The organism is Deinococcus marmoris (genome assembly GCF_001949125.1).
GTDB lineage: Bacteria > Deinococcota > Deinococci > Deinococcales > Deinococcaceae > Deinococcus > Deinococcus marmoris_A.
This window is the reverse complement of the sequence record NZ_MSTI01000077.1, coordinates 84,954-99,997: the sequence shown is the minus strand read 5'-3', so window position 1 is coordinate 99,997 and position 15,044 is coordinate 84,954. Positions and strand designations below refer to the sequence as shown.

Sequence of the window (15,044 nt, the reverse complement as noted above, 5' to 3'; positions counted from 1 at the left end):
GCGTATCTGTAGGCATGACCAATCCTGACAATGACCGTGGCTCCTCGCCCCTGCGGCCCAATCCAGTCAACAATCCCAGCGGTCCCCCGCCCACACCCCAGATTCGCATCTCGCCCCGTCTGGGCTGGATCATCGGCGGCGTGGTGGTGGTGGGCCTGATCGTGTCGCAGAGTGTGCGGGTCATCCCAGCGGGTTTTGTAGGCGTGGTCTTCAGCGCCCTGAGCGGCGTCAAGCCCAGTCCGCTGGAGGCCGGACTGCATTTCGTGGTGCCCTTCGTAGATCAGGTGACGCTGTACGACGCCCGCCTTCAGGAAGTGACGCTGGCGCGCGAAACGGCCCAGAGCGACGAGGGGTCCATCCGCGCCCGCAGCAAGGAGGGTCTGGACATCACGGCGGACGTGACCGTGCAGTTCCGCATTGACCGCAACAAGGCGGCCATCTTGCATAAGGAACTGGGACGCAACTACATCAACACCGTCCTGCGTCCGCAGGTTCGCAGCAAGGTGCGCGATTCTATCGGGCAGTTCGGGGCCGCCGACCTGATCAGCAACCAGCGCACGCAACTGGAGACCAGCATCACCACCGAGCTAGAAAAGGCCTTTACCCGCAACAACCTGGTTCTGGACGCCATTCTGCTGCGCGAGCTGAAGATTCCCGAGAGTGTTGCCAACGCCATTGAGGAAAAACAGACGGCGGAGCAGCAGGTGGCCGTGGAGACCAACCGATTGCGTCAGTCCGAGATCAGCGCCCAGCGCGCTGTGGTCAAGGCCGAGGGCGAGGCCAAGGCCGCCGTCGCCACGGCGAAGGGGCAGGCCGAGGCGCTGTCGTTGCGGGGCCGTGCCCTCAAGGAAAATCCACAACTGATCCAGCTCACGGTGGCCGAGCGCCTGGCCCCTGGCATCCAGACCGTGATGCTGCCCAGCGACGGCAACTTCCTGCTGGACCTGAAATCCTTTGGCACGCAGACGCTGCCGAAGGTGGCCCAGACTTCAGCCACGCCCACCCAGCCCGGCAATTGAGGACACGGCAACGTGGCGGCGCGTCCCACGCGGGCGCTAGACTGCCTGGAATGAGCCGAACGCCCTTTCCGCAGCCTGCCCGCAGGAGGTTCGCCGCATGATCGCTGTCCTGATCCTGCTGGTTATTTTTGGCGGCATCACCGCCATCGTTTACGTGGACAACGCGGGCAAGGCGGGCCGAAAGGCCCTCTCCCAGTCCACCCAGGAGCAGGCCCAGCCGCTGCCTGCTGCCTCACAAACTGCCCTGCCCCACCCGCAGGCCGAGACCCCGGAATCGCTGGCCCTGCGCCTGCCCGAACCTGCGCGCACCCAGGCGTGGAAGCTGCTGTGCATGGTCATCGACGCCCGCAAGGACGGTGTGAATGGCGACACACGTACCGCCTACCTGCTGACGCAAACCCGCGAATCGTATCTGCCCGACACCCTGCGCGCCTACCTGAGCCTCACGGACGGCGCGCGGCGCACGCTGGAAGGCCAGGGCCAGCCGCCCGAAACCCTGCTGACCGAGCAACTGGGCCTGCTGGAAGACGGCGTGCGCGAGGCATTGCGCCACGATCACGCCACCGCAGACCGCCTCCTGAGCCAGGGCCGCTTCCTGCGCGAACGCTTCGGCGCGGCGGAATCCGAGTTGAGCTTGAAGCCTGGATTGCGCAAGGGCTGAGCGCGAATCCGAGCGCCCTACGGTCGCAATCAACAGCAAAAAGCCCCCGCTTCCATTGAGAAGCGGGGGCTTTGAATTTTGAGACCAGCTCGGTTTACTTGCGCATGCTGGGGTTCAGCACTTTCTTCCGCAGGCGGATGTTGTGAGGAGTCAGTTCCACCAGTTCGTCGCTGCCGATGTATTCCAGAGCATCTTCCAGGCTCATCTTGCGCGGCGGGGTCAGGGTCAGGGCGTCGTCCGCGCCGCTGGAGCGCACGTTGGTCAGCTTCTTGTTCTTGCAGACGTTGACGTTCATGTCCTGCTCGCGGGCATTTTCACCCACGATCATGCCCACATAGACTTCCGCGCCGGCGTCGATGAAGAACGCTCCACGGTCCTGCAACTTCCAGATCGAGTACGCGAAGGCCGCGCCGTCTTCCATGCTGACCAGCGAGCCGTTCTGGCGAATCTTGATGTCCCCGGCCCACGGCGCATAGCCGTCAAAGACGTGGCTCATGATGCCTTCGCCCTGGGTCATGGACAGGAACTGGTTGCGGAAGCCGAACAGCGCGCGGGAAGGAATCTTGAATTCCACCCGGCTGCGCTTGCCCTGCGGCTCCATGTTGACCATCTGGCCCTTGCGCCCGCCCAGCACACCGATCACGGTGCTGGCGTGATGCTCCGGCACGTCGATGACCAGATGCTCCACCGGCTCATGCTTCTCGCCGTCAATCTCGCGGATGATCACCTGCGGGCTGCCGACCTGAACCTCATAGCCCTCGCGGCGCATGGTTTCCAGCAAGATCGACAGGTGCAGTTCGCCGCGCCCGGAAACGATGAACTCGTCGGGGCGCACTTCCTCGACCTTCAGCGATACGTTGGTCATGACTTCGCGCTTGAGGCGGTCATTCAGGTGACGGCTGGTGACGTACTTGCCGTCCTTGCCTGCGAACGGGCTGGTGTTGGGCTGGAAGGTCATGCTGACCGTCGGCTCGTCCACGGTGATGATCGGCAAGGCTTCAGGGTCCGCCAGATCAGCCACGGTTTCCCCGATCTGCGCGTCCTCGATGCCGGCCAGCGCCACGATGTCGCCCGCGCTGACCTGATCGGCCTCGATGCGGCGCAGACCCATGTGGGTGAAGGGCTGGACGACGCGCGATTTGGTCATCGTGCCGTCCTTGTGCATCAGTTGCACAAATTCGCCCTTCTTGACCGTGCCGCGCTGCACCCGGCCCAGCACGATGCGGCCCAGATACTCGGAGTAATCCAGGTTGGTCACCAGCATCTGGAAGGGGGCCTCCAGATCGGTGGGCGGCGCGGGAATATGCTCCAGCACCATCTCGAACAGCTCGTGCATGTCGTCCTGGGGGTTGTCCAGATCCTTGAACGCCTTGCCTTCACGGGCAATCGCGTACAGGATCGGGAAATCGAGCTGATCGTCGCTGGCACCCAGATCGGCCATCAGATCGAAGGTCAGGTTGACCACTTCTTCCGGGCGGGCGTCGATGCGGTCGATCTTGTTGATGACCACGATGGGCTTGAGGCCCAGTTCGATGGCCTTGCGCAGCACGAAGCGGGTCTGGGGCATCGGGCCTTCTGCCGCGTCCACCAGCACCAGGCAGCCGTTGACCATGCCCAGCACGCGCTCCACTTCCCCGCCGAAATCCGCGTGGCCGGGGGTGTCCACGATATTGATCTTGACGCCGTTGTATTCCACCGCCGTGTTCTTGGCGAGAATGGTGATGCCGCGTTCCTTTTCCAGATCGTTGCTGTCCATGGCCCGCTCGGCAATTTCCTCACCGTGGCCGAGCTTGAGGGTCTGGCGAAGCAGGGCGTCCACCAGGGTGGTCTTGCCGTGGTCGACGTGCGCGATGATGGCGATATTCCGGTATTCCATATTTTTGCCTCTCTTCTGCCCGGCGCGGCCTGCCGGGAGACGCCCGACAAGGGTGGAGGACAGTTCTCTTGTTTGCGTGGTGCTGCCGGTCTGCGCCAGATGCTGGAAAAAGCGCGCTGGGGAGCCAGAACCGACCTCAAAAAGCCCACCTCGACTGCCGCGCCTTGACGGCCACTTGCAGTGGGCGGGACACCCAAACGGAGATTTTAGCAGATTCGCGCTCCGACGATGTCAGGTCCAGGTCACGGTAGCCCGCAAGAGGTCCAACATGAAGAAACAAAAACACCAGCCACTTTGCAGATTTCACAAATGACTGAAAAGTCGTACTATTCAGACATGTCCGACACGCCACAAGTCCCCGCCAGTTTCGCTCCCACCGCCGAGAGCGGGCAGTTCATGGAACGCGCCGGCCTGCTGTTCGAGATGGTAGGGATGCCGCGTGCGGCGGGGCGCGTGCTGGGCGCGCTGCTGGTGGCCCCGTCAGGCGGGCTGACCCCGGCCGAACTGGCCGCCTCTTTGCAGGCCAGCCGCGCCAGCCTAAGTGGGGCGATCAAGTACCTGACCCTGATGGGCCTGGCCGAACGTGCGCCCAACCCCGGCGAACGCGCGGACCGCTTCCGGGTGCGCCCCAACGCCTGGGCCACCCTGACCGAACAGGGCAACCGCAAGTTGCAGACGCTGCACGATCTGGCCGCCGAGGGTCTGCGGGCGCTGCCGCAGGGGGCAGACGCCACACCCCTGCGCGAGATGGAGCGGTTCTACGGCCACTGGCTGCGGCTGTTCCCCGCCGTACTGGAGGAGTGGCACCAGCTCAGCAAAGAGGAGAGGGAGGAATCATGAACGCGATAGAAACCAGTGGCCTCAGCAAACTGTATGCACCCGGCGTGGGTCTGGCCCCACTGAATCTGAGTGTGGCGGCGGGTGAGATCTTCGGTTTTATCGGGCCAAACGGGGCGGGCAAGACCACCGCCATTCGCACGCTGATGGGCTTTCTGCGGCCCAGCGGGGGCAGCGGGCGCATCCTGGGGCATGACGTGTGGCACGAGCGGGTGGCGGTTCACCGCCGGGTGGGCTACCTGCCCGGCGAGGTTCATCTTGCGCGTGACCACACCGCCCGCGAACTGATGGGACGCAGTTGCAGGCTGCGCGGTGGGGCCAGCGACGCCTACGGTCTGGACGTAGCCCGGCGGCTGGAACTGCGGCTGGACGCCCGCCTGGGCACGCTGAGCAAGGGCAACCGCCAGAAGGTGGGCCTGACCCTGGCCCTGATGCACCGCCCCGAGCTGCTGGTGCTGGACGAACCCACCGACGGCCTGGACCCGCTGGTGCAGGAAACCGTGCTGGACCTGCTGCGCGAGGCCGGGAGCGAGGGCCGCACCGTCTTTCTATCCAGCCACGTCCTGAGCGAGATCGAGCGCATTGCCGGGCGGGTGGGCATCATCCGGCGCGGGGAACTGATCCGGGTGGAAGGGGTGCGGGAACTGAAGGCCAGCCTCCCGCAGCAGGTGGCCGTGGGTTTCGCGCTGCCCCCGCGCGTCGACCTGATGACGCTGGACGGGATGAGTGATGCCGTGGCCGATGGCCTGGATTTCTGGGGCCAGTGGCGCGGCAGTCCCGACATGCTGATCCGGGCGTTGGCAGGCGAGTCACTGGCCAGTTTCAGCCTCACGCCGTCCACGCTGGAGGACGCCTTCATGGACGAGTACCGCAGCGAAACGCCGCGAAAGGAGGGCGCGCATGTGGCTTGAAGCGTGGTCTCAGACGATGCAAGACTCACGCCGAAGTCTGCTGTGGTGGGCGGTGGGGATCGCCCTGTACACAGTGATGTTGCTGGCTTTTTTTCCGCTGCTGAAGGGCAATACGGCCCTGGGTGACCTGATGCAGAGCCTGCCCGAATCGCTGCGGGCGCTGGCGGGCGACAACCTGGGCACCCCCGCCGGGTACGTGGGCGGCAAGCTGCTGAGCATGATGCCCATCCTGCTGACCGTCTTCGCCGCCCTGCAAGGCTCGGCGCTGATCGCCGGACAGGAGGAACGCGGCTGGCTGGAATTTCCACTGGCCCAGCCGCTGCCGCGCGCCACACTGCTGCTGGGACGCGCCGCCGCGCTGCTGACGATGTTGCTGGTCCTGGGACTGGTGCTGTTCCTGAGCATCTGGCTGGCCGGACAGGTCTTTCAGGCCCCACTGCCCGCCGGAAGATTGCTTGGAGCGGTGGCCCTGCACACATTGGGCGCGTGGCTGTTCGGGGCGCTGGCCCTGGCGATTGGCGCGGCGACGGGGCGGGGCGGACTGGCGGTGGGCGTCGGCGCTGGCCTGGGCATCGGGCTGGTGGTGCTGCAAAGCGTGGCCTCGCAGGTGCAGCTCCTGAGCGATCTGGCGTGGCTAAACCCCTGGAAATACGCGCTGAGCGACCTGCCGCTGGAACACGCGGTCAGCCCCACGCCCCTACTGATCTGCCTGCTGCTGGGCGGCGCGCTGGTCTGGATCGCCGCGCCCATGTTCGGCAAGCGGGACGTGCGGGGTTAATCCAGGTAAAAGAAAAGGGCCGGACAGCGATCACGCCTCCGGCCCCCTTCTGAGCTGACTCGCCTGGATCAGTCGCTGCTAGCGGCCATCCTTTCCTTGCTCAGAATGGCCTCAGCACCCTTCTTGGCCACGCCGGGGTACTCGTAGCCCAGGTCCGGGGTATCGGCCTGTCCGCGCTTGCCGAGGGCCGTGCCACGGTCAATCGCCTGTTCGGTGGCGGTATCGAAGGCGTGCAGGCGGGTCTGGTCGATCACCAGCTCGATATCGTCGCCGGGTTGCACCAGCGCCTGACCTTCCACCTTGACCGTCATATCCTGCCCGGCCACTTCCACGATCAGATCGGTCTGCGCGCCCAGCGGCTCGACGACCACCACTTTGCCGTGAATCACGTTGGTCCCCACCGGCGTCTCGGTCAGCCCGATCAGCCCGATGTGTTCGGGACGGATGCCCATCAGGACTTCCTTGCCCTCGTAGGCTTTCAGGCTCTGCGCCAGCTTGCCCATCGCGGCCACAGGATCGTTGCCGACCATGAACTGACCGTTCTTCACGGTGCCCGTGATCAGGTTCATGCTGGGACTGCCGATAAACCCGGCCACGAACTTGTTCTGCGGGAAATCGTAGAGGTTCATCGGGGTATCGACCTGCATGATCAGGCCGTCGCGCATGACCACGATGCGGTTGCCCAGTGTCATCGCTTCCACCTGATCGTGGGTCACGTAGACGATGGTTGCGCCCAGACGGCGGTGGAGCTGGTTGATCTGCGAGCGCATTTCCACGCGCAGCTTGGCATCCAGGTTGGACAGCGGCTCGTCCATCAGGAACACGGCGGGTTCGCGCACGATGGCGCGGCCCATCGCCACACGCTGACGCTGACCGCCCGACAGTTCCTTGGGCTTGCGCCCCAGCAGATGCTCGATCTGAAGGATCTTGGCGGCGTCACGCACGCGGCGCTCGATCTCGTCCTTGGGCGTCTTGCGGAGCTTCAGGCCAAAGGCCATGTTCTCGTATACGTTCATGTGCGGGTACAACGCGTAGTTCTGGAAGACCATCGCGATGTCGCGGTCCTTGGGCGGCACGTCGTTGACCACACGGTCCCCGATCTTGAGGATGCCGTCGCTGATGTCTTCCAGGCCCGCGATCATGCGCAGGGTGGTGGACTTGCCACAGCCGGACGGTCCCACGAAGACCATGAACTCGCGGTCCTGAATGTGGAGGTTAAAGTCCTTCACCGCGTGCTGCTTGCTGCCGTACATCTTCTCGATGTGTTCCAGGATAACTTCTGCCATGTTGTGCCTGCCTTTGCCCCTACTCTTGTCCGTGAATGTGTACAGGACACGCAGAAACGTGCCGATACGGGTTCGGACAACCGGGGTACGTGGACGAGAAACCCATTGCTTACGCTTATGCCAATCTGACGCTCAGAGTGTAACACAGCGGCTAAGCCAGACGGAAGAAACCCGGCAGGCGGAACATGCCCTCTGTAGAGGCGTGAAGTGGGTTGTAGACGGACAACCCGCGTTCAGTATGCGTAGCCGCTGCGCGTCACCATCAGTTTCAGTTCGTGGGCGCTGGTGGCGGCGGCGACAGCCTCGTCGATGCTGATCATGTTGTGGCGGTAAAGCTGCGCCAGATGCTGATCGAAGGTGTGCATGCCCCGGATATCGTCTTCCATCAGGGCGTCCTTGATCAGCGGGGTCTTGTCCTCGTCCTTGATGTAATCCTGGATCAGGGGTGTGTTCAGCATGATTTCCAGCGCCAGCACACGGCCCACGCCGTCCGCACGCCTGAGCAGGCGCTGACTGACGATGCCCACCAGCGTTTCGGCCAGTTGCAGCCGGACCTGATCGCGCTCGTAGGGAGCAAAGAAATCGATGATGCGGTTGACGCTGCGAACCGCGTCCTGCGTGTGCAGCGTGCTGAGGACCAGATGCCCGGTCTGCGCCGCGCTCAGGGCCGCCTCCACCGTTTCCTTGTCGCGCATCTCGCCGATCATGATCACGTCGGGGTCCTGGCGCATGGCGTATTTCAGGGCGGTGCGAAAGTCGCGGGTATCGCTGCCGATCTCGCGCTGCACGACGATGCTCTTCTTGTTCTTGTGCAGGATCTCGATAGGGTCTTCCACCGTGATGACGTTGTAGGCAAACGTCCGGTTGATGTGATCGACCAGACTGGCCAGCGTGGTGGTCTTACCACTGCCGGTGGGACCCGTGACCAGAATCAGGCCGCGCGGCGCATCGGCCAGCCTTTGCAGGACCCCGGTGGGCAGCCCCAGCGACTCGAAGCCCGGAATGGCGTCGCTGACCACCCGCATCACGATGCCCACCGAGCCGCGCTGCCGGAAGATGTTGCAGCGGAAGCGCCCCAGCCCCGAGACCCCGTAGGCGATGTCCAGCTCGTTGCGGTAGGCGAAGTCGTCCCACTGTTCGGCAGACATCAACGCCTGCGCCAGCAGTTCGGTGTCGGGCGGCATCAGCGCCTGCGTGCCGAAAGGGACCAGATGGCCGTCCACGCGGCCCATCGGCGGGCTGCCCGCTTGCAGGTGGATGTCGGAGGCCCGGCGGCCCACCATCTCGCGCAGCAGCTCGTCGAGGGTCATGCGGAATCAGGCTCCCCGGAAACGAGGGGCATGTTGTCGATCAGCCGGACGCCGAACATGCGGGCAGCCACCAGAACACGGGTCATGGGACCATTGTCCACAACCTCTCTGTCCTGGATGTCACGGCCTGGGATGTCACGGTCCTGCATGTCACGGCCCACGACGCTCAGGTAATCCAGCGTGACCTCCGGGTCCTGGGCGAGAACATCCAGTCCGGCCTGGCGCAGCTTTACGGCTGATCGCTCGCCACTGGCGTAGGCGGCCTGCACCGCCATCAGCGCCCGCGACAGCACGGCGGCGCGTGCCTGCTGCTGCGGGTCCAGGTAGCTGTTGCGGCTGCTGAGGGCCAGTCCAGAAGCAGCGCGCACAGTGGGCAGACCCACCACCTCTACCGGCACGTTCAGGTCGCGGACCATCTGGCGCAGCACGGCCAGTTGCTGCCAGTCCTTCTCGCCAAAAAAAGCCACGTCCGGGCGCACCAGATTCAGCAGTTTGAGGACCACGGTGGCCACGCCCACGAAATGACCGGGCCGCGAGGCACCGTCCAGCCCCTCGCTGACGCCGGAGACCACCACACGGGTATCGAAGCGGGGCGGGTACATCGTCTCCACACCCGGCATGAACACCACGTCCACCCCGGCCCCCGCCACCACGCCCAGATCACGTTCCAGATCGCGGGGGTAGGCGGCCAGATCCTCGCTGGGGCCGAATTGCAGCGGATTGACGAAGATGCTGACCACCAGCACGTCGCAGACCTCGCGGGCGCGGCGCATCAGGGTAGCGTGGCCGTCGTGCAGGTAGCCCATCGTCGGGACCAGCCCCACGCGCCCCCGCCCAGCCAGCGCGGCGCGCAGGTCTTCTGGAGAGCTGACCACCTGCGGCCTGACCTGCGAGGCCGTCTCAGTCACGGTCAACTCAGTCACGTTTTCCGTCCAGCCCCAGCACACCCACCAGCGAATCCAGCAGCCAGGAAATGATGGTCAGAATCAGTGCGCCCACGATGGCCGCGCCGAAGCCCGCCGTGTCCAGCGCCGTGACCGCTGCCACCAGGAGCAGCACCACCCCGTTGACCACCAGCGTGAATAGTCCCAGCGTGAGTATCGTCAGCGGCAGCGAGAGCAGCAGCAGCACCGGGCGAATCAGCGCGTTGACGATGCCCATGACCAGCGCGGCAATCAGAATGCTGCCCACGCCCGTACCGCCCGCGAAGAACACGCCCGAATACACCTGAGTCAGCAGATACAGCGCCAGCGCGTTGACCAGAAGCCGAAGAATAAATCCCATACGAGCAGCATAAGGGATGCAGGAATGTGACACCGCCGGAATGGGCGTGGCACTACGCTGGCACGGTGAAACGGATTTTCTTCATCCTCAGCGTAGGACTGGTGGCCTGCGCCCCGGCTACCACCTCACCCACCGCGCCATTGCCGATCAGGGCCGGACAGCTCTGGGAGTACACGGCGACGCCAGAGGGCCAGCCACCGATCACCGGCACGATTTCCATCAAGACCGTCAAATTCACCACGCCCATCGACGCCCCGAAAGACGATTCCAGCGCGTTGATGGCCGGTGAAGTCGCCAGGGGCGCAACCCTGCTTTATTTTCCCAAAAGCCGGACAATGCAACTGTCGCTGTACTCGGCGCTGAACCAGGAAACCGGGCGCTGCAAGTTCGTGTTCGCAGACAAGAATCAGCGGGTGGCGATCTCGGACTATTTCGCGGACTGGAAGACTTCGCGGAGCGCGGGGACGTGCGAGATTCGTCTGGTCAACTGAGCGTGGTTTCGATTCACATCCCAAAGCGCGCGTAGATGTCATCCACATGGCGCAGATACCATGCCAGATCAAAGGCCCCATCCAGTTCGGTGTCGTTCAGGGGGCATTCGGGATCGGCGGCCAGCAGTTCGCGCAGGCCCTCGCCGGTTTCCCAGCTTTTCAGGGCGTGGCGCTGCACCAGATCGTAGGCCGTTTCGCGGGTCATGCCCTTCTCGTCAATTAGAGCGTGCAGCACGCGCTGGCTGAAGACCAGACCGCCCAGATCGTTCATGTTCTTGAGCATCCGCTCCGGGAAGACCACCAGACCACGCAGCACCCCGGTCAGGCGGCGGGTGGCGTAACTGGCGGCGGCGGTGGCGTCGGGCAGAATGACGCGCTCGGCGCTGGAGTGGCTGATGTCGCGCTCGTGCCACAGGGCCACGTTTTCCAGCCCGGTGGTCAGAAATCCGCGCAGCAGGCGGGCAAAACCGGTGACGTTCTCGGTCAGGATCGGGTTTTTCTTGTGCGGCATGGAGCTGCTGCCCGTCTGCCCCTTGCCGAAGGGTTCCATCGCCTCGCGGACCTCCGAGCGCTGGAGGTGGCGAATTTCGACGGAAATCTTTTCCAGTGTGGTGCCGAAAATGGCCAGCGCAGCCAGCACCTCGGCGTGGCGGTCACGGGCCAGGGTCTGGTTGGTGACCGGGGCCGCCTCCCAGCCCCAGGCGCGGGCCACTTCTACTTCCACCTGTGGCGAGACGTGCGCGTAGGTGCCCACCGAGCCGGAAAGCATCACCACCTGAATGCGCTTACGGGCCGCCGTCAGCCGTTCCAGATCGCGGTCCAGCGCCGCCATCCAGTTCAGGAACTTGAGACCAAAGGTCATCGGCTCGGCGTGGATGCCGTGGGTGCGGCCCACCGTGGGTGTGTGCTTGTAGGCCAGCGCCTGCATGCGGCAGACCTCGCGCAGCGCGGCAGCATCGGCCAGGATCAGGGTCAGCGCCTCGTCCAGCAGCAGGTTCTGGGCGGTGTCCACCACATCGGTGCTGGTCAGACCGTGGTGAATAAAACGGGCTTCCTCGCCGTAGCGTTCGCTGAGGGCGCGGGTAAAGGCCACGATGTCATGGCGGGTGACGGCCTCAATCTCGGCCACGCGGGCGGCGAAAGCGTCGTCGATGGGATCGGCCCCCGTCTGCTCCAGCAGCGCCGTGTGCGCCTCGCGCGGCACCTCGCCCTGATCGGCCTGCGCGTCCATCGCCGCCAGTTCCACCCGCAGCCACGCGCGGTACTTGCTGGCCTCGGACCAGAGGGTCTTCATTTCAGGGGTCAGGTAACGTTCGATCACGGAGGGAGGCTAACACGGGGTTGAGGGGTGAAAAGCCGGGGCATCTTGACATGGATACAGACCTCTCAACCTCTCCCACAGGGTTAGACGAGACAGACAGGTCTCTCATCTCCGGCTCCGCGCCGATTTCAGCAGGATGTTATTTTCTCAACTCGCGCTGGGAGGACGTTTGCGACTCCCCCCTCACTTCGAGCCGTTCCAGTACCAGACTCCCCTGAAAGGCGAGAGGAGCTAAAAACACCGTCCCATGCGTCGCTTTCAGATACATCAGCAAAATGTGCGTGACGTTCAACGCAAAAGGAGAGGGGAAAGACTGGTCTAGGGGTACGGTGACCGCTCAGTCCTCCAGTTCGTCCTCTTCTGAATCGCCCTCGCCGATCATGGTGATCTCGGTTTCTTCCTCGGTGACGCGGTACGGTCCCTCGCTGGCAATGTAGTCGGCGGCCATCTTCAGCGTTTCCTTGACCCACTGGTAATCGTTGCTGATGGTGGCGACGCCGATCACTTCCCAGTCATGGGCGTCCAGGCCGTCCAGGCGGGCCACAGTCAGGGGAAAACGCACCTTGAGGCGTTCCACAACTGGGCGCACCAGGGCGCGTTTTTCCTTGAGGTTGCTGACCCAGGGCATTTCCAGGCGAACGGTCAGCACGCCCACGTAACCCAGCGCCACCGCTACAGCATTCCGGCCAGGAAGCCCTGACCGCGCACCGCCCGCACCAGGTCCATAATGGTCAGTTGCGAGGGATCGTAATGCACTTCGATCTGGCCGTCGTCGGGGGCAGCCTTCGAGACGCCGGGCAGGGCGGACAGGGCAGCGGCGACAGTCTTGCCGGCCTCGCGGGACATGCCGCGAACGCCCAGCAGCACACGGGTAGCGGGAGTGGTCATACCCGCCATTATGCGTCCCCGCCCCCGCCCAAACTGCCGGAAACCTCACCACCCCCAGCGGGGTGTGCGGCGAGATTCAGCCGCACGCCCGGCGAGGTCTCCAGACGGCTGCCCAGATGCCGCACCGCGTAAGCGCCGATGGTCACGGCTTCCTCGGCCCGCGCGGTGTCTTCCAGACCGGGGACCAACGGAAAATGCACCTCGTAGACGGCAGTGTCGTAAGCACTTTTGATGGTGGCGTGGAGCAGGCCCTGCGCCGTTTCCACAGGTGCGCCGGGCGACAGGCTCAGCGTCCGCACCAGCACGATAGGTTTGTCGCCCTGCCACACCGACTGCGCGAAGATGAAGCCCACCAGTTGACCCTCGTCCTCGGCCACAAAGGAATGCTCGCTGCGTTCGTAGAACTTCAGGGCGGGAAGGCTGGTGCTGATGCGGCCCTCGCGTTCCCGTTCGGGCAAGGCGTCGAAGGTAGGGTCCAGATGCCGCTGCACGGTCAGGTCCAGCGCCTGAAGCGCGTCGTTGTCCTGTTCGGTAAAAATCCGGTAACGCATGGGGAGAAGTCTAGAGCAGTTGTCATAAAAAGACCATTTTTATGATCGAGCGGAGCGAGAGACTTTTGCCGAGCAGGATGGACTGGCACAGCTCCGAAGGAGAGAATGGAGTCACCGGAAGTCTCTTTTTCCGGTGACTCCATTCGGAAACCTGCTCTAAGGGTCAAAGGGGCTGAGGGCCGTGAGCGTTCTCCCGCTCCACCTCGGCCCAGGTGGGCATGGCGTCCTGCGCGCCGGGGCGGGTGCAGGCCAGGGCAGCGGCGATCCCGGCCCAGTGCAACGCCGTTTTCAGAGTGTCGCCGTGAGAAAGCCGCGCGGTCAGCACGCCGCAGAAGGTATCCCCCGCCCCGGTGGTGTCCACGGCGTTGACCGGATGCGCGGGCAGGCGGTACGTTTCCCCTGCTGTCACGGTCAGGCTGCCCTCGCCGCCCAGGGTGACAGTCACAGCCTGCGGCCCACGCTCCAGCAATGAGCGGGCGCTGATCTCCACCTCCCCGTCGCCAGCCAGGGCAGCCAGTTCGTGTTCGTTGACCAGCAGATGACCCGTCAGACGCAGCAGTTCGGGAGAGGTGTCGCGGGTGGGGGTAGCGTTGAGAAGGACCATCAGACCCGCCGCCGAGGCACGTTTCGCCGCCTCCAACGTGATCTCGGGCGGCAGTTCCTGTTGCATCAGCAGATGCGTGAACCCATCAAAACTCTCAGGCAGATGCGGGGGCGCTAACCGGGCATTCGCGCCGCTCGCCACCGTGATGGCGTTCTCGCCCGCGTCCGAGACGGTGATCAGGGCCAGTCCGGTGGGGGCGTCCAGCGTCAGCAGACCGGACAGGTCCACGCCCGCCCGTTTCAGGCCAGAGAGGGCCACGTCCTGAAAAGCGTCCTCTCCAACCCCCCCCACCATTGAAACCGTTGCCCCAGCCAGCGCCGCCGCCACTGCGCCGTTCGCCCCCTTCCCGCCCGGCGAGGTTCGCGCCTCATTGCCCAGCACCGTTTCACCGGGGCCGGGAATGCGCGCGGCCCGCACCGTCAGATCGGCATTGACGCTGCCCACCACCAGCACGCTCATTCAGGCTCCAGATCGAGTTGCTTCATGGCAAGGATGATAGGCGGATCAGACGCCCTCAGTCTCCGTCGGGTATTTCTCGCGCCACAGCGCCCAGCCCTCGTCGGGGAAAGCCCGTTTGGCCTCGGGGGCAAACAGACTCGCCCCCTCTGTTTCCAAGTCTGGCAGGGGACAGGGAACAATCTCCGTTTCCTGCATGGCCGGGTGATCGGACCACGCCAGCAGGCGGCCCGCGCCGCCCCAGGGATCGGCGGTGGCCCACACGATCCGGCCCACTTCTAGCAGCGCCGAGGCCCCGCCGCACATCAGGCAGGGTTCCAGACTGGTGTAGAGGGTCAGGTCCTGCGGGTTTTCCAGCTTGCCTACCTGGAAAAACACGTCCATCTCGGCGTGCGCCACGCTGGCGTCGCCCACCCGCCGGGCAGTCTGGGGTTCGCCCACGCGGTTGCGTCCCCGCGCGATCACTTCTCCGTTTTTGTCCACCAGCACGGCCCCAATAGGCGAACTCCCGACGTCCAGTGACTTGCGGGCCAGGGCCAGGGTTTCACGCAGAAAGGCTTCATGGACAGACGGGTCAGAGACAGGCGGGGTCATGCCCTCAGTCTGCCAGTCGGCCACCCGCAGAACGTCCAGCGCAACATTCATCACTCGCGTAAAAAAACTTCAGGCGATACACATACGGGGGCAATGGTGGGGGTGTGGCTTGAAGATCGGACCGTCCTTCGGTAATAATTGGACCAAGTTTAATTTTTTCTTTCTGGCTTCCGGCCC

At 64.4% G+C, this 15,044-nt stretch carries 18 protein-coding genes; 7 read left to right on the top strand and 11 right to left on the bottom strand.

Features of this window, described 5'->3' with window-relative positions:
- The first annotated feature begins 14 nt into the window (after positions 1-14).
- The gene (locus tag BOO71_RS12070) at positions 15-1,019 is read left to right on the top strand and encodes a prohibitin family protein (RefSeq protein WP_083653377.1); all 1,005 of its coding nucleotides are present in this window, start codon (positions 15-17) and stop codon (positions 1,017-1,019) included.
- 97 nt (positions 1,020-1,116) lie between these two features.
- Positions 1,117-1,680 carry a hypothetical protein gene (locus tag BOO71_RS12065; protein ID WP_075832619.1) on the top strand — a complete coding sequence of 188 codons (564 nt, stop codon included), beginning with the start codon at positions 1,117-1,119 and terminating at the stop codon, positions 1,678-1,680.
- Between the two features lie 94 nt (positions 1,681-1,774).
- Here the strand turns inward: BOO71_RS12065 and typA are convergent, their stop codons facing one another.
- Entirely contained in the window at positions 1,775-3,556 is a 1,782-nt protein-coding gene (typA, locus tag BOO71_RS12060; protein WP_075832617.1) for a translational GTPase TypA, read from the bottom strand.
- On the opposite strand from typA, the gene BOO71_RS27015 reads away from it, so the two are divergent.
- From BOO71_RS27015 to BOO71_RS12045, 4 genes are all read left to right on the top strand, one after another.
- Positions 3,515-3,724, top strand: a complete 210-nt coding sequence (locus tag BOO71_RS27015; RefSeq protein WP_139322915.1) for a hypothetical protein — start codon at positions 3,515-3,517, stop codon at positions 3,722-3,724. The genes typA and BOO71_RS27015 overlap by 42 nt on opposite strands.
- A gap of 168 nt (positions 3,725-3,892) precedes the next feature.
- Positions 3,893-4,396 carry a GbsR/MarR family transcriptional regulator gene (locus BOO71_RS12055; protein WP_175607434.1) on the top strand — a complete coding sequence of 168 codons (504 nt, stop codon included), beginning with the start codon at positions 3,893-3,895 and terminating at the stop codon, positions 4,394-4,396.
- A complete protein-coding gene (locus BOO71_RS12050) occupies positions 4,393-5,304 on the top strand; it encodes an ABC transporter ATP-binding protein (RefSeq protein ID WP_075832615.1) in 912 nt (303 codons plus the stop codon). The genes BOO71_RS12055 and BOO71_RS12050 overlap by 4 nt, the downstream gene beginning before the upstream one ends.
- Before the next feature lie 16 nt (positions 5,305-5,320).
- Positions 5,321-6,082, top strand: a complete 762-nt coding sequence (locus BOO71_RS12045) for an ABC transporter permease subunit (RefSeq protein WP_075832613.1) — start codon at positions 5,321-5,323, stop codon at positions 6,080-6,082.
- 68 nt (positions 6,083-6,150) lie between these two features.
- Here the strand turns inward: BOO71_RS12045 and BOO71_RS12040 are convergent, their stop codons facing one another.
- The 4 genes from BOO71_RS12040 to BOO71_RS12025 form a co-directional block, all read right to left on the bottom strand.
- The gene (locus tag BOO71_RS12040; RefSeq protein WP_075832611.1) at positions 6,151-7,368 is read right to left on the bottom strand and encodes an ABC transporter ATP-binding protein; all 1,218 of its coding nucleotides are present in this window, start codon (positions 7,366-7,368) and stop codon (positions 6,151-6,153) included.
- A gap of 233 nt (positions 7,369-7,601) precedes the next feature.
- Positions 7,602-8,678: a type IV pilus twitching motility protein PilT gene (locus BOO71_RS12035; protein WP_075832609.1), complete on the bottom strand. Its 1,077-nt coding sequence runs from the start codon at positions 8,676-8,678 to the stop codon at positions 7,602-7,604.
- Positions 8,675-9,592 carry a pantoate--beta-alanine ligase gene (gene panC, locus BOO71_RS12030; protein ID WP_254843144.1) on the bottom strand — a complete coding sequence of 306 codons (918 nt, stop codon included), beginning with the start codon at positions 9,590-9,592 and terminating at the stop codon, positions 8,675-8,677. The genes BOO71_RS12035 and panC overlap by 4 nt, the downstream gene beginning before the upstream one ends.
- Position 9,593: 1 nt before the next feature.
- Positions 9,594-9,962, bottom strand: coding sequence for a phage holin family protein (locus BOO71_RS12025; RefSeq protein ID WP_075832607.1), 369 nt, complete (start codon positions 9,960-9,962; stop codon positions 9,594-9,596).
- A gap of 65 nt (positions 9,963-10,027) precedes the next feature.
- Here BOO71_RS12025 and BOO71_RS12020 point away from each other — a divergent pair, with 65 nt between their 5' ends.
- A complete protein-coding gene (locus tag BOO71_RS12020) occupies positions 10,028-10,453 on the top strand; it encodes a hypothetical protein (RefSeq protein ID WP_139322914.1) in 426 nt (141 codons plus the stop codon).
- Between the two features lie 13 nt (positions 10,454-10,466).
- Here BOO71_RS12020 and purB read toward each other — a convergent pair whose 3' ends face one another.
- From purB to BOO71_RS11990, 6 genes are all read right to left on the bottom strand, one after another.
- Positions 10,467-11,774, bottom strand: coding sequence for an adenylosuccinate lyase (gene purB / locus BOO71_RS12015; RefSeq protein WP_075832603.1), 1,308 nt, complete (start codon positions 11,772-11,774; stop codon positions 10,467-10,469).
- Between the two features lie 337 nt (positions 11,775-12,111).
- Positions 12,112-12,444, bottom strand: a complete 333-nt coding sequence (locus BOO71_RS12010; protein WP_075832601.1) for a DUF503 domain-containing protein — start codon at positions 12,442-12,444, stop codon at positions 12,112-12,114.
- 2 nt (positions 12,445-12,446) lie between these two features.
- Complete coding sequence (locus tag BOO71_RS12005) at positions 12,447-12,671, bottom strand: heavy-metal-associated domain-containing protein (RefSeq protein ID WP_075832599.1); 225 nt, start codon at positions 12,669-12,671, stop codon at positions 12,447-12,449.
- Complete coding sequence (locus tag BOO71_RS12000; protein ID WP_083653374.1) at positions 12,671-13,213, bottom strand: DUF1999 domain-containing protein; 543 nt, start codon at positions 13,211-13,213, stop codon at positions 12,671-12,673. Before BOO71_RS12000 ends, BOO71_RS12005 begins: the two co-directional genes overlap by 1 nt.
- A 163-nt stretch (positions 13,214-13,376) precedes the next feature.
- Positions 13,377-14,276: a ribokinase gene (locus BOO71_RS11995; RefSeq protein WP_075832597.1), complete on the bottom strand. Its 900-nt coding sequence runs from the start codon at positions 14,274-14,276 to the stop codon at positions 13,377-13,379.
- Between the two features lie 45 nt (positions 14,277-14,321).
- Complete coding sequence (locus BOO71_RS11990; RefSeq protein ID WP_254843136.1) at positions 14,322-14,918, bottom strand: nucleoside deaminase; 597 nt, start codon at positions 14,916-14,918, stop codon at positions 14,322-14,324.
- Between the last annotated feature and the right edge of the window lie 126 nt (positions 14,919-15,044).

Bases quoted from the DNA above. Each gene is read 5' to 3' on its own strand.
- BOO71_RS12070 (WP_083653377.1), top strand. From the start codon at position 15: ATGACCAATCCTGACAATGACCGTGGCTCCTCGCCCCTGCGGCCCAAT.
- BOO71_RS12065 (WP_075832619.1), top strand. From the start codon at position 1,117: ATGATCGCTGTCCTGATCCTGCTGGTTATTTTTGGCGGCATCACCGCC.
- typA (WP_075832617.1), bottom strand. From the start codon at position 3,556: ATGGAATACCGGAATATCGCCATCATCGCGCACGTCGACCACGGCAAG.
- BOO71_RS12055 (WP_175607434.1), top strand. From the start codon at position 3,893: ATGTCCGACACGCCACAAGTCCCCGCCAGTTTCGCTCCCACCGCCGAG.
- BOO71_RS12050 (WP_075832615.1), top strand. From the start codon at position 4,393: ATGAACGCGATAGAAACCAGTGGCCTCAGCAAACTGTATGCACCCGGC.
- BOO71_RS12045 (WP_075832613.1), top strand. From the start codon at position 5,321: ATGCAAGACTCACGCCGAAGTCTGCTGTGGTGGGCGGTGGGGATCGCC.
- BOO71_RS12040 (WP_075832611.1), bottom strand. From the start codon at position 7,368: ATGGCAGAAGTTATCCTGGAACACATCGAGAAGATGTACGGCAGCAAG.
- BOO71_RS12035 (WP_075832609.1), bottom strand. From the start codon at position 8,678: ATGACCCTCGACGAGCTGCTGCGCGAGATGGTGGGCCGCCGGGCCTCC.
- BOO71_RS12025 (WP_075832607.1), bottom strand. From the start codon at position 9,962: ATGGGATTTATTCTTCGGCTTCTGGTCAACGCGCTGGCGCTGTATCTG.
- BOO71_RS12005 (WP_075832599.1), bottom strand. From the start codon at position 12,671: ATGGCGGGTATGACCACTCCCGCTACCCGTGTGCTGCTGGGCGTTCGC.
- BOO71_RS12000 (WP_083653374.1), bottom strand. From the start codon at position 13,213: ATGCGTTACCGGATTTTTACCGAACAGGACAACGACGCGCTTCAGGCG.
- BOO71_RS11995 (WP_075832597.1), bottom strand. From the start codon at position 14,276: ATGAGCGTGCTGGTGGTGGGCAGCGTCAATGCCGATCTGACGGTGCGG.
- BOO71_RS11990 (WP_254843136.1), bottom strand. From the start codon at position 14,918: ATGAATGTTGCGCTGGACGTTCTGCGGGTGGCCGACTGGCAGACTGAG.